This window comes from Flavobacterium faecale (assembly GCF_003076455.1).
GTDB lineage: Bacteria > Bacteroidota > Bacteroidia > Flavobacteriales > Flavobacteriaceae > Flavobacterium > Flavobacterium faecale.
In genome coordinates this window covers 2620635-2635000 of sequence record NZ_CP020918.1, presented here as the reverse complement: position 1 = coordinate 2635000, position 14366 = coordinate 2620635, and the positions used below count along the sequence as shown (strand labels likewise).

The 14366-nt window shown below is 36.3% G+C and carries 8 protein-coding genes and 1 rRNA gene; 7 read left to right on the top strand and 2 right to left on the bottom strand.

Going from position 1 to position 14366, the window contains the following annotated elements; translation table 11 throughout:
- Positions 1-188: 188 nt before the first annotated feature.
- A 16S ribosomal RNA gene (locus FFWV33_RS11295) occupies positions 189-1702 on the bottom strand.
- A 1771-nt stretch (positions 1703-3473) separates the two neighbouring features.
- On the bottom strand, positions 3474-4157 hold the full coding sequence (locus FFWV33_RS11290; protein WP_108740994.1) for a DUF4294 domain-containing protein: 684 nt from the start codon (positions 4155-4157) through the stop codon (positions 3474-3476).
- Between the two features lie 82 nt (positions 4158-4239).
- Here FFWV33_RS11290 and FFWV33_RS11285 point away from each other — a divergent pair, with 82 nt between their 5' ends.
- The 7 genes from FFWV33_RS11285 (at position 4240) to FFWV33_RS11255 (ending at position 14239) form a co-directional block, all read left to right on the top strand.
- Positions 4240-5328, top strand: coding sequence for a M42 family metallopeptidase (locus tag FFWV33_RS11285; protein ID WP_108740993.1), 1089 nt, complete (start codon positions 4240-4242; stop codon positions 5326-5328).
- A 74-nt stretch (positions 5329-5402) separates the two neighbouring features.
- On the top strand, positions 5403-6083 hold the full coding sequence (locus tag FFWV33_RS11280; protein ID WP_108740992.1) for a response regulator transcription factor: 681 nt from the start codon (positions 5403-5405) through the stop codon (positions 6081-6083).
- On the top strand, positions 6080-7441 hold the full coding sequence (locus FFWV33_RS11275; RefSeq protein ID WP_108740991.1) for a sensor histidine kinase: 1362 nt from the start codon (positions 6080-6082) through the stop codon (positions 7439-7441). Before FFWV33_RS11280 ends, FFWV33_RS11275 begins: the two co-directional genes overlap by 4 nt.
- A gap of 72 nt (positions 7442-7513) precedes the next feature.
- Entirely contained in the window at positions 7514-8764 is a 1251-nt protein-coding gene (locus FFWV33_RS11270; RefSeq protein ID WP_108740990.1) for a TolC family protein, read from the top strand.
- 7 nt (positions 8765-8771) lie between these two features.
- On the top strand, positions 8772-9857 hold the full coding sequence (locus FFWV33_RS11265) for an efflux RND transporter periplasmic adaptor subunit (RefSeq protein WP_108740989.1): 1086 nt from the start codon (positions 8772-8774) through the stop codon (positions 9855-9857).
- A gap of 2 nt (positions 9858-9859) precedes the next feature.
- Positions 9860-11128, top strand: coding sequence for a carbohydrate porin (locus FFWV33_RS11260; RefSeq protein WP_108740988.1), 1269 nt, complete (start codon positions 9860-9862; stop codon positions 11126-11128).
- A 12-nt stretch (positions 11129-11140) separates the two neighbouring features.
- Positions 11141-14239 carry an efflux RND transporter permease subunit gene (locus FFWV33_RS11255; protein WP_108740987.1) on the top strand — a complete coding sequence of 1033 codons (3099 nt, stop codon included), beginning with the start codon at positions 11141-11143 and terminating at the stop codon, positions 14237-14239.
- The last annotated feature ends 127 nt before the right edge of the window (positions 14240-14366 follow it).

Genomic DNA, 14366 nt, shown 5'->3' with positions numbered 1-14366 from the left:
TTGCAGATATAAATCTGAAATCAAAAATCGTTAATCAACAATCTTAAATCGTTTATCTTTTACTTAAATTTTATTCAATTTTTTTAAATTAACAGCAAGAGTAATAAATTCTCAATCTTTCTTTCCACTTTCTCTTATCGTCTCTTTCCCTAACGTGTCGCTTGCGCAACTAACAATTAAGGCTCTAGAAAGGAGGTGTTCCAGCCGCACCTTCCGGTACGGCTACCTTGTTACGACTTAGCCCTAGTTACCAGTTTTACCCTAGGCAGCTCCTTGCGGTCACCGACTTCAGGCACCCCCAGCTTCCATGGCTTGACGGGCGGTGTGTACAAGGCCCGGGAACGTATTCACCGGATCATGGCTGATATCCGATTACTAGCGATTCCAGCTTCACGGAGTCGAGTTGCAGACTCCGATCCGAACTGAGAACGGTTTTGTAGATTCGCACCTGGTCGCCCAGTGGCTGCTCTCTGTACCGTCCATTGTAGCACGTGTGTAGCCCAAGGCGTAAGGGCCGTGATGATTTGACGTCATCCCCACCTTCCTCACAGTTTACACTGGCAGTCTTGTTAGAGTTCCCGACATGACTCGCTGGCAACTAACAACAGGGGTTGCGCTCGTTATAGGACTTAACCTGACACCTCACGGCACGAGCTGACGACAACCATGCAGCACCTTGTAAATTGTCTTGCGAAAAGTCTGTTTCCAAACCGGTCAATCTACATTTAAGCCTTGGTAAGGTTCCTCGCGTATCATCGAATTAAACCACATGCTCCACCGCTTGTGCGGGCCCCCGTCAATTCCTTTGAGTTTCAAACTTGCGTTCGTACTCCCCAGGTGGGATACTTATCACTTTCGCTTAGCCACTGAAATTGCTTCCAACAGCTAGTATCCATCGTTTACGGCGTGGACTACCAGGGTATCTAATCCTGTTCGCTACCCACGCTTTCGTCCATCAGCGTCAATATATTGGTAGTAACCTGCCTTCGCAATTGGTATTCCATGTAATCTCTAAGCATTTCACCGCTACACTACATATTCTAGTTACTTCCCAATAATTCAAGTCAGACAGTATCAATGGCCGTTCCACCGTTGAGCGATGGGCTTTCACCACTGACTTATCTGACCGCCTACGGACCCTTTAAACCCAATGATTCCGGATAACGCTTGGACCCTCCGTATTACCGCGGCTGCTGGCACGGAGTTAGCCGGTCCTTATTCTTACGATACCGTCAAGACGCTACACGTAGCGTTGTTTCTTCTCGTATAAAAGCAGTTTACACACCATAGATGCTTCATCCTGCACGCGGCATGGCTGGTTCAGGCTTGCGCCCATTGACCAATATTCCTCACTGCTGCCTCCCGTAGGAGTCTGGTCCGTGTCTCAGTACCAGTGTGGGGGATCTCCCTCTCAGGACCCCTACCCATCGTAGTCTTGGTAAGCCGTTACCTTACCAACTAACTAATGGGACGCATGCTCATCTTTCACCGATAAATCTTTAATAGTAGAACCATGCGGTTCAGCTATACTATGAGGTATTAATCCAAATTTCTCTGGGCTATCCCTCTGTGAAAGGTAGATTGCATACGCGTTACGCACCCGTGCGCCGGTCTCATTATCCGAAGATAACTACCCCTCGACTTGCATGTGTTAAGCCTGCCGCTAGCGTTCATCCTGAGCCAGGATCAAACTCTTCATCGTATATTATTTGTCCGCCGTGGCGGACTATTTATTTTTGACTGAAGGTCTAGTGGTTTTTTAAAATCTCTCAATTCTATTACTCTTATTCTTTTGTTTTAAGATCTCTCTTAAAACGGCTGTCAATTCAATATGTCTAGGAACGTGTTCTTATCTTGTTTTTTCGTCTCAATTACATGTTAAACATGTTTCTCGAAGCGGGTGCAAAAGTAGAAAACTATTTCGTTTCTCGCAAGAAAAATTTAAAGTTTTTTTTAAGACCTAAATCTCGTTTTCTTTAATCTTCTTACCAGTCTGTCAAATAACTTGTCTCATTCTGCGGGGTGCAAAAGTAATTCGTTTACTTTAATCTCACAAGCTTTATTTGATATTTTTTTTAGAAGAAATTTTCTCCTTTATATCTGTAATGCTTACCAGTGTGTCAGTGAACTTGTTCGTTGTTGCGGGTGCAAAAGTAGTGAGTCTTCCCCGTTATTCAATACTTTTTCTTAACCTTTTTTTAATCTATTTTTTAATTAGCTGGAAAAGTGAACTTTGAGTTTTTACGTTTTTTGGATTTGTGCGAATTTGGAGTTTATTTTGGGTGGTTTTATTGTTTGCTTTGTATGAGTTCTGTTGGATTGGGTGGTTTTGCTTATTGGATTAACTCTTTTATGTTGTATTTCTAGCTTGTATTGCTGCTCATTCTGTAAATATGGTAGGTCTCACGGCTTTTATGACGTAATTTATATATTAATGAGAATGTATTATCAAGTGACAACATGTATTGCAGTTATACTATATCGTACCTACGGCACTACCTTCATGACGTAAATCTCTTTTTGCTACCGATATGTCATGCCTAACGGCATTGTTCTACATATAAGTACCAAAATAAACATATCTATAAATGATATACCGTACCTACGGCACTAACTCCATAACGTAAATCTCTTTTTACTACCGATATGTCATGCCTGACGGCATTGAAAATTGTATTATATTATACGAAGATGTTTGTAAGCTGAAATTGGATACTATTAATAACATGTGGATTCATGAACGTTCATTTAGCTCAACATACATACATACATACATACATACATACATACATACATACATACATACATACATACATACATACATACATACATACCATACATACATACATACATACATACATACATACATACATACATACATATACTACCTGTAACGCTAAGCAGCTGAATTTACCAAACCTATTAAATATAACCTAAAATAGTTACCCATCCTGATTCTGAAGTTTCATGAGCAGAACAATTTGAAATTAAACCAGTATATAACAATTATTGTAAATCCAGACGATAGGTATTAATGCGTTATATATTTATCCAAGAAAATTAAAAAAATGGATTTATAACTGATGCATCTAACTATTGAAAAATCTATACCTGTCAACAAGTAGTCTATCAATACTTCGATAACCAAAAAGCTAACTGATCTATTCAAATCAGTATAATGTACTTGACATTTTTCTATGGCATACAAAATGAACTGCTGTACAAATGCAAACATTACAGCTTAATTCCAATAACATACCTATATAATGTAGTTTGAAATAGTGCTTTAGGATACTAACAAAGAAGAACTACACTTCCCTTCTAGCCCCGGTAGTAGTGTAAATCCTTTTTTGAGGCTTTTTTTGGCCGCAAAAAAGATTGGAGCGGATAACGGGACTGAATTAACAAATGGAAGACTGGATGTACTGCTCCTGAAAAAAAAATCGATCCATATATAGGTATAGATACCTGAATTAGTTTTCTTGGTTTTTGTTTTGGGACTTTAATAACCAGGCATCACTAAGCGCATCCATGTTTACTGAGTTGGCAGGTGGTTGATTGATTAGTCGACCAGAATTGAATGATTTAAATAGTATGGTTTCGATTAAAAAATCTTCGTTGACGTCATAAGGTTGGTACTTTGCTTTTAAATCTATATCAAATAAACTTGCTGCGCTGTTGGACCAAAAGGCTTTCCACCCACTTTTTAGATCTTTTATGAGGTCGAAGGTTGTTTTGCCGGTTTGACGGTGGATCAATTTTACTAATATTCGGCCCTGACTGCGGGATAGCTTTTTGAGTTTGGCCTCGAATTCATTGGTTAAATAATCTTCTACAATTTTGAAATACTTTTTCTTTTCTTTGGCTGTCTTTAATTTATCCATACCAGCCTTTAGTCCGACCAATCTTTCTGCGGTCAGTTTTGCATAGGGATAAGTAACCCACACTCTATTTTGTAAAATGAGAAACTGTTTTTTGGCGTCGGGATTCAGTTTTTCTTTGGAAATAAGGATTTCCTCTAACTGTATGGTGTCTTTTTCGACATCTATGGATTCATCAATTTCGCGAACCATATCTAATGGACGCGCGGGAATTTCTTGTGCGAAACTTGTAATTGAAAACACAAAAGAACAAATTATGACTAAAAATAACTTCATGAGGCAATATTTATTGGGTAAAATTATACATTATATACGCAAGTCTGATACCAAATTTATAAATTAGCAAAAAAATATTATTATGAGTACAGAATCTATATTAAAACCAACGTCGTTGGCCTTTTTGGAAAGCTATTTGAACAATGCATCGCCTACAGGATATGAGGCAGAAGGACAAAAAATTTGGATGGACTATTTGAAACCATACGTTGATACGTTTATGACTGATACCTATGGTACTGCTGTAGGGATTATCAATCCAGACGCACCTTATAAGGTAGTGATCGAAGGTCACTCTGACGAAATTGCATGGTATGTAAACTATATTACAGAAGATGGATTGATCTATGTGATTCGTAATGGTGGGTCTGACCATCAAATTGCGCCATCAAAGAGAGTAAATATCCATACTAAGAAAGGTATTGTAAAAGGAGTTTTTGGATGGCCTGCAATTCATACCCGTAACCGCAGCAAAGAGGAGACGCCAAAAACGGATAATATCTTTATTGATTGCGGTTGTGAAACTAAAGAAGAGGTTGAGCAATTGGGAGTTCATGTGGGTTGTGTGATTACCTATCCTGATGAGTTTATGGTTTTGAACGAAAACAAATTTGTTTGTCGCGCTATAGACAACCGTATGGGTGGATTTATGATTGCAGAAGTTGCACGTTTGCTACATGAAAACAATATTAAACTTCCGTTTGGATTGTACATTACAAACTCTGTGCAAGAAGAAGTAGGTTTGCGTGGAGCCGAAATGATTACTCAGACTATCAAACCTAATGTTGCTATTGTTACTGATGTATGTCATGACTCTACAACACCAATGATCGAAAAGAAAATTGAAGGTGAAACTAAAATTGGAAAAGGACCTGTTGTAACTTATGCTCCTGCAGTACAAAATAATTTGAGAGAACTAATTTTAGACACGGCTGTAGAAAAAAACATTCCGTTTCAAAGATTGGCTTCGTCACGTGTTACAGGAACAGATACTGATGCTTTTGCATATAGTAATGGTGGTGTTGCCTCTGCTTTGATATCGCTACCTTTGCGCTATATGCACACTACTGTAGAAATGGTGCACCGTGAGGATGTAGAAAACGTGATCAAATTGATATATGAAACACTATTGAAGATTGAGAATAACGAAACTTTCTCGTATTTTAAATAAGATTTCAATACAACAGCTGTTTTATATTATAATGAACCCGACTATTTTTAGTCGGGTTCTTTTATCTATCAACTATGAAAATCTTATTACTAGAGGACGACTTTACCTTATCAAAAGAGATTAGTACTTTTTTTAGCTCTAAATTTTTTGAGTGCATTCCTTATTATGACGGGTCTCTTTTACTTAAAAAATACAATGCTTTTGACTACGACTTAATTATACTGGATATTAATGTACCTGGGAGAAATGGTTTTGAGGTTTGTAAAGCGATTAGGGAAACCGATCAAAAGACACCCATTATTATGCTTAGTGCCTTTAGTGAAATTGATGATAAACTAACATCATTTGACAATGGAGCAGATGATTATTTGGTCAAACCTTTTCATTTTGAAGAACTATTTGCTAGAGTTAACTCTTTGTTACGTCGAAAGGAGATTCCGCAACAGAAAAAAGAATCGTTACAAATTAATGATTTGAAATTGTTTGAAGCAGATATGAAAGTGTACCGTTCTGGTGTTGAAATTAAATTAACGCCAAAAGAATTTAAACTAATCATAATGCTTGCATTGGCAAATGGAAAAGTATTGTCCAAAGCTATCATTGCAGATCAATTGTGGGATTACCATATTGAAACCAACCAAAATACTATTGAAGTCTACATTAATTTTCTTCGAAAAAAAATAGACAAAGATCACGACGTTAAATTAATACATACCAAAATTGGTTATGGCTATTACCTAAGTGAAACTGAATGAGCTTAAAAAATCGTATCTCGCTATTGGTTAGTATTTTGTTTGCAATTTTGTATGGAATTGCATGTGTCTTTATATTCTTATTGGCTTCAAATTTTAGAGAAGAAGAATTTATAGATCGATTAGAGGTTAAGGCGCTTAGAACCTTAAAATTTTTATCTGACAACAAAACACCTGATTACGAACTGTTACGAAAATTAGATAATAGCTCTATCTATAAATTAACCAATGAAAGAACACTTATTTTTGATGATAATTTTGGATTAATTTATAGTAGTGTCGAAGGACAAAAGGTAAATTGGAATGTCTCTGATCTTAAATACTTGAAACAAAACAGGTCTTTTTTTAAAAAAATTGGCGAAAATGAATTTTATGGTATTTTGATAGACACCAATTCTAAAGACTATTATGTTTTAATATCTGCAAATGACCGTTACGGGAATCGAAAAACAATTTATCTAAAATATATTCTACTCATATCTTACTTTGCATTCACGCTTATTTGTTGGTTGATTACTTCATGGATGGTCAGAAAGGCGATTCTACCCTTGAGTTTGTTTCATAAAAAGATAAAAAACATCAATGAAAACAATTTGGAAACCCGAATTGAATCCAAAAGCGATAAGAACGAAATAGATTTGATTGCCAATGAATTCAATTTTATGATGGATCGAATAGAGACATCATACAAAGGGCAGAAAGAATTCACTGCACATGCCTCACACGAGCTACGTACGCCGCTATCACGAATTACCTCTCAGATTGAAAATAAAATTGCAGACCCAAACATAAGTGAAGCTTCAAAAAACTTTTTGTCAGTTATCTTATCAGACGTTAACCATTTGACCGAATTGATACATTCTTTATTAATTTTATCGAAAACAGAAAGTAATCAATCAGCAGAAAAGGAAGTTATTCGAATGGATGAAGTATTGTTTAATTCGATAGAAAAAATCAACAAAATTTATAGCGACTTTAAAATATCATTCGAAATTGAAGACAATGATTACCTAGAACAAGCCTTGGAAATACGAGGGAATAAAAGTTTACTCGAAATAGCAGTTAGTAATGTTTTGAAAAATGCCTGTGTTTATTCGACTAACAAGCAAGCGCACGTAGTGATTGGTAGTGACAGACACAACTTGACAATATCTGTTTATAACGATGGTAAAACTTTGAATAGTACAGAACAACTACAACTCTTTCAACCCTTTATGCGTGGTAAAAACGCAAATGGCACCACGGGTTTTGGACTGGGATTGATAATCGTGCAACGCATATTAGGACTGCATCAAGCACAGATTCAGTATAGTGTAACGGAGGATAAAACAAACCTTTTCAGAATAAAATTCTTATTTTAAGTCCTTTTTAAGGCAAAATTTAAGGTTGTATAAAGAGGCAACCTACATCTTTGTATCATAAAATAAGATACAATGAAAAAACAAATAGGAATCTTTCTCCTTCTCTTTGGTTTCCAGTTTTTACAAGCACAAAATTCGCTTACGGTCCAACAATGTGAAGCGCTTTTTTTAAAAAACAATTTGGTTTTACTTGCCGAGCATTATAATATTGATGCCGCAAAGGCCTTGACTATCCAAGCAAGAATTTGGGACAATCCAACATTCTCTGCCGATCTTAACTTATACAATCCTGAAAGGCAAAAATATTTTGATGTAGGGAAACAAGGAGCTAAAGATTTTGGCATCAGCCAAATCATTTATTTGGGAGGTAAAAAGGCTAAGGAAGTAGACTTGGCAAAGAAAAACGAACAAATTGCCGAGCTAGAATTTAGCAATTTATTGCGAACATTAAAGTTTCAATTGCGCAAAAGTTTTTTTACTGTCTACTACAATTCCAAAAACATTGAAACTACCGATTCTCAATTAGGACATATTGAAAACCTGATTAAATCCTATTCTCGACAAGTTGAAAAAGGCAATTTACCATTGAAAGACTTGGTACGACTTCAATCTCTCTATTTAGATTTCAAAAACGGACGCCTTGAAGCTATCAACGCAAATTATGAAGAACAAGCCAATTTGAAGCTTCTACTTAATGATACTTCAAAAGTAATTCCGATTGTAAGTGATGCTGAATTTGACAGCTATAATAAGGAGCAATTATTTGATGTGCAATCGTTGCAGGAAAAAGCATCTTTACTTCGACCAGACTATTTAATAAAGCAAAAAGAGATTGAAGCAAATGAACTTAACATCAAATTTCAACGATCACTTGCTATTCCAGATGCTACTGTAGGATTGTCTTACTCACAAAGAGGGTCTGCATTTAATAATCAAAAGAATGTGAACTTATCCATTCCGTTACCGTTGTGGAATAAAAACAAAGGAAATATTGCTGTTGCCAAAGTAACATTAGAGCAATCAAAAGTCGATCAGCAAAGTGCTACTCTAGGATTGCAAACAGAAATTAGTTCGATATTAAATAAGTGGACCGAATCTAGAAAAAGCTATAGCCAAATACAATTAACATCTCCAGAAGCTTTTAATCAAGTGTATCAAAGCATGCTTACTAACTTCCAAAAAAGTAATATCAGCATTTTGGATTTTACTGATTTTATGGAAAGTTATAATCAATCAAGCATTTTACTTAATGAGTTGAAGAAAAAAGTAGTGCTATCTGCAGAAGAGTTGAACGCTACCACCAATACTGAACTATTTAAATAAAGAAATTATGAACACAAAACTTATATCTGGATTATTAATCCTATCGCTTGCAGTAACAAGTTGTAAAAAAGAAGAGCAGAAACCTGAAATTGTTAGCACTTTCGTTTTAACGGATACCATGCGAAAAACTACAACCACAGCAGCTGCTACAACCATTGCCTTGAAGAATGAGCTTGACTTTTTCGGAAAAATAACGGCCGATAACAATAAATCTATAGATGTATATCCTCTTGTTGGTGGTAGTGTAATCAAGGTAAATGTAGAGCTTGGTGATTATGTAAAAAAAGGTCAAGTACTAGCTGTGATACGTAGTACAGATATTGCAGATTATGAGAAAGAATTAATCGATGCAAAAAACGATTTATTATTGGCTAAAAATGGACTGAAGGTAGCTCAGGAATTATTTGAAGGCAAATTAAACTCAGAAAGAGATGTGCTTAGTGCAAAAAGTGAGGTAGACAAGGCACAGTCTGAACTAGATCGAATCAAGGAAATCTACAAAATCTACAACATCAAAGTGGGTTCATTGTACCAAGTAGTGGCTCCAATAAGTGGGTTTATCATTCAAAAAAGTATCAATCAAGATATGTTGCTACGTAATGACCGATCAGAAAACATATTTGATATCGCAGAGATCAGCGAAGTTTGGGCACTTGCCAATGTAAATGAAGTTGATATTGACAAGGTGAAATTAGGTCAAGAAGCGACAGTTACCACCCTGAGTTATCCTGATAAAACCTTTAAAGGAAAAGTAGATAAGATCTTTAACATCATCAATCCTGATACAAAGGCAATGAATGCACGTATTAAGTTAAGCAATGCTGATTTTTTACTTAAACCAGATATGAGTGCAACTATTAAGCTATCCTTTACAGAGTCATCAAGTATGATCGCCGTGCCAAGTAAGGCAATCATATTTGACAAAAGTAAAAATTTTGTTATGGTTTATAAAAGCAAATCAAATATCGAGACTAGACCTGTAGAGGTTTTTAGACAAGTGGGTGACATCACTTATATATCAAGAGGTATTGATGAAAACGAAAAAGTAATTACCAACAATCAATTGTTCATTTACGACGCATTAAACGACTAATCATGTTCAAAGAAAAATCATTAGTAGCTATTATTATTCTTTTCTCTGCTTCGGTATTAGCGCAAGATACACCAAAAGAAGAGAAAGAAAGCTTTAGTCTCCATTATCAAACTACATCCATTTATCAATATCATTCGGCATTCAAAGCACAGTATTCGGGAGCAAGTAGTTTACAGAACACGGAAGAAAAGGCACTGTCCCTTACCTCTACTCTATTTTTTGATATGCCATTGTGGAAAGGTGCATCTATCACCCTAAACCCCGAATTGGCTGGTGGTGAAGGTGTTTCGCAAGCCAAAGGATTAGGAGGTTTTGCCAACGGAGAAACCTTTAGAATCGGGAATGCTAAGCCTGTGGTTTATATGGCTAGGATGTTACTCGAACAAAATTTTGACTTTGATACTAGCCACTCCTTGAAAATGGTATTTGGAAAATTTGGACTGGCAGATTATTTTGATGGAAACAGTTTCAGTCACGATGTTCGATCTCAGTTTTTAAACTGGTCACTTATGGATATGGGCGCTTGGGATTATGCTGCAAACACAAGAGGATACACGGATGCATTATATGCGAATTATCAGTTTAACAATTGGCAAATTAGAGCCGCGTGGTCTGCTCAACCTACCAAAGCGAATGGACCAAATGTAGCATTTAATGCAAAAAAATCGAATGCTATTAACTTAGAAGTCGAAAGGCAAATTGATTTTAAGAACAGCGACCAAGCTGTAATTAGACTTTTAGGTTTTCGAAATGTAGCGGCAGCCGGAAACTACAATCAAGCCAATGCCAACTTTGTAGGTACACCTGATATTACAAGCACACGTGCCAACGGTCGCACAAAATACGGACTAGGATTAAATGCTGAGTATGCGCACAAAGATTTATGGGGCGCTTTTACCAGGCTAAGTTATAATGACGGGAAAAACGAAACTTGGGCCTTTACTGAGATTGATCAATCTGCAACAGCGGGTATTAATTTAAAAGGTAAAATGTGGCAGCGTGAAAATGATGGTGCTGGAATTGCATTTGCAAGCAACGGACTATCAGCAGCGCATCAAAAATACCAACAGCTGGGAGGAAACGGTTTTATGATTGGTGACGGGAACCTAAACTATGGTACCGAAAAAATAGTAGAAGCCTTTTATTCCTTTTCTGTTCCTAAGTCGAATATAACCCTTTCACCTGATTACCAATTTATTGTTAACCCAGGTTACAACAAAGATCGAGGTCCTGTTAACTTTTTCTCATTGCGTTTTCATGCCCAATTTTAAAATTAAAAAATCATGAATAAGTTTATCAAAAATATTATTGCTTTTTCGCTAAAGAATAAAGCATTCACCTTTTTCTGGGTTGGACTATTGGCTGTTTTAGGATTTATTTCTTTTTCGAATATGCCTATCGAAGCTTTCCCTGATGTTACGAACACCCAAATCATAATTGTAAATCAATGGAACGGTCGAAGTGCTGAAGAAATTGAGAGATTTGTTACTTCGCCCATTGAAATCTCAATGAACTCTGTACAAAAGAAAACAAGTGTTCGTAGTATTACCATGTTTGGATTATCAGTTATCAAAATAATTTTTGACGATGGAGTTGATGATGCTTTTGCAAGGCAACAAGTTAATAATTTACTTAAAAACGTATCTCTTCCTGATGGTGTAGAAGTAGACGTTCAGCCACCTTATGGTCCGACAGGAGAAATTTTTAGATATGTATTAAAGAGTAAAGATCGTGACTCAAGAGATTTATTAACAATTCAGTCTTGGACTATTGACAGACAACTTCGTGCTATTCCTGGCGTGGCAGATTTGGTTGCTTTTGGAGGCCAAGAAAAGACGTATGAGGTGGGAGTTAATCCAGTAAAATTAGCACAATACAACATAACGCCTCTCCAAGTCTACGATGCCATCAATGCTAGCAACCTAAATGTTGGAGGAGATGTTATAGAAAAAAATGGACAAGCATATGTGGTACGTGGTGTTGGATTGGTTAAATCAATTAGAGATATAGAAAATATTATTGTTGATGATGCGAACGGAAATCCAATTTTAATAAAAAATGTGGCAGATGTCTATGAAAGTGCCATGCCACGTGTGGGCCAAGCAGGACTTGATGGCAATGACGATGTTGTTGAAGGAATTGTTGTGATGCGTAAAGGAGAGAATGCCAAAGAGATTCTAGCTCTAGTAAAAGCAAAAATAGATGATTTGAACAACAACATTTTGCCAAAAGATGTAAAAATGGAAACATTTTATGATCGTGATCGTTTAATGAATTTCACTACTGAAACGGTTATGCATAACTTATTTGAAGGGATCGTACTCGTTACTTGTATCGTTTTTCTATTCATGGCAGACTGGCGTACAACATTTACGGTATCTATTGTTATTCCTTTAGCATTATTGTTTGCTTTTCTATGCTTGAAATTGATGGGCATGAGCGCCAATTTACTGAGCTTAGGTGCAGTTGATTTCGGAATTATTATTGACGGTGCGGTGGTAATGGTCGAAGGACTCTTTGTAGTATTAGATCAAAAATCTCACGATGTTGGAATGGAAAAATACAACAAGTTAGCAAAAGGAAGCTTGATTAAAAGAACCGGAACTGAAATGGGTAAAGCTATCTTTTTTTCAAAATTAATTATCATTACAGCCTTACTTCCTATTTTCTCTTTTCAAAAAGTTGAAGGAAAAATGTTCTCACCCCTAGCCTACACTTTAGGTTTTGCCTTGATCGGAGCATTGCTTTTTACGCTTACATTAGTACCGGTACTTTCTCATATTTTGTTGAATAAAAATGTCAAAGAAAAACATAATCCATTTGTTATTTTCTGGGATAACTTAGTTGCAAAAGGTTTTGGTTGGACTTTTAAACACAAAGTACAATCGTTAATTATTTCATTAGTATTATTGGTGGCTGTATTTTTCTCGGCAGGTTTTCTTGGGACCGAATTTCTACCGCAACTCAACGAAGGTGCACTATGGGTTGAAGCAAAATTACCGATGAGTACTAGCTTAACCGAAACCGTAAAAACAACTGCTGTTTTAAGGAAAGAATTACAATCTTTTCCAGAAGTAATTGGAGTTTTATCACAAGTAGGTCGAAGTAATGACGGAACAGACCCTAGCGGATTCTACTATGTTCAAATGCAAGTAAATTTAAAACCAAAAGAAGATTGGACTCGCAAGATTACCATGGATGAGCTAGTGGACCAAATGGACAAAAAACTAACCAAACATCAAGGAATAGGCTACAATTACTCACAACCAATTATTGACAATGTTGCTGAGGCTGTTGCTGGAATTAATGCGTCAAATGCTGTCAAAATTTATGGTGATGATTTAGAAGAACTTGATAAATTGGCTAACCAAGTTATCAATAAAATAAAAAATGTTCCTGGTATAAGAGATGTTGGTATTCTTAGAAATATAGGACAACCAGAAATGAGCGTAGTACTTGATCGAGAAAAAATGGCTGCTTATGGTGTGACTCTAAAAGATGCACAGGCAGTCCTTGAACTAGCGATTGGAGGAAAAACTGCAACTGAAAAATATGAAGGTGAGAAGAAATTTGCGGTGCGCGTGCGCTATGCAAAGCAATACCGAAATGATCAAGTTGATATTGGTGAGCTAAAAGTTCCAACTTTGCGCGGTGTGAAGATTCCGTTAAGGGAAATATCTGATTTAAAAACAGTGACAGGCCCTGCTTTTATCTACAGGGATAATACCAAACGCTTTATTGGTGTAAAGTTTTCAGTACGTGATCGCGATTTAGGAAGTACGATTGCTGATGCACAGTCAAGAGTAAAAACTTTAAAATTACCTACAGGATATAGCGTAGGTTGGACAGGCGAATTTGAAAATCAAGTTAGAGCAAGTGCCCGACTAGGACAAGTAGTGCCAATTAGTTTAATTGGAATCTTCGTTTTACTCTTTATCCTTTTTGGAAACATAAAAGATTCTTTATTGGTTTTGGCAAATGTTCCTTTTGCAATTATTGGTGGAATTATAGCTTTACATGTAACAGGAATGAATTTTGGAATATCAGCAGGGGTTGGTTTTATTGCCTTATTGGGAATTTGTATTCAAAACGGTGTGATCCTGATTACTGAATTTCATCATAATCTGAAAGCTAAATTTACGTTGGAAGAATCTATTTTCAAAGGTGTAAAAGCCAGAACAAGAGCTGTAGTCATGACTGCTCTTATGGCATCAATTGGTTTGTTACCAGCAGCAATTTCTACCGGAATTGGATCTGAATCTCAAAAACCATTGGCAATCGTAATTATAGGTGGATTGGTTACGGCAACTATTTTGACCTTATTAGTCTTCCCTATCATTTTTTGGGTTTTTAATAGAAAAAAACACGCTCCAATTGTATAAATAAAATTTTGATGAATCAAATACCACGTTGATCAAAAGACCGTAGTTTACTCAAAACTACGGTCTTTTTCTTTTTACAACGTACCGTATTGCTTCTAGAAGGAAAAATCATATTTTAGCCCTGATT

Coding starts and splice junctions, on each gene's coding strand:
- FFWV33_RS11290 (WP_108740994.1), bottom strand. CDS start 4,157: ATGAAGTTATTTTTAGTCATAATTTGTTCTTTTGTGTTTTCAATTACA.
- FFWV33_RS11285 (WP_108740993.1), top strand. CDS start 4,240: ATGAGTACAGAATCTATATTAAAACCAACGTCGTTGGCCTTTTTGGAA.
- FFWV33_RS11280 (WP_108740992.1), top strand. CDS start 5,403: ATGAAAATCTTATTACTAGAGGACGACTTTACCTTATCAAAAGAGATT.
- FFWV33_RS11275 (WP_108740991.1), top strand. CDS start 6,080: ATGAGCTTAAAAAATCGTATCTCGCTATTGGTTAGTATTTTGTTTGCA.
- FFWV33_RS11270 (WP_108740990.1), top strand. CDS start 7,514: ATGAAAAAACAAATAGGAATCTTTCTCCTTCTCTTTGGTTTCCAGTTT.
- FFWV33_RS11265 (WP_108740989.1), top strand. CDS start 8,772: ATGAACACAAAACTTATATCTGGATTATTAATCCTATCGCTTGCAGTA.
- FFWV33_RS11260 (WP_108740988.1), top strand. CDS start 9,860: ATGTTCAAAGAAAAATCATTAGTAGCTATTATTATTCTTTTCTCTGCT.
- FFWV33_RS11255 (WP_108740987.1), top strand. CDS start 11,141: ATGAATAAGTTTATCAAAAATATTATTGCTTTTTCGCTAAAGAATAAA.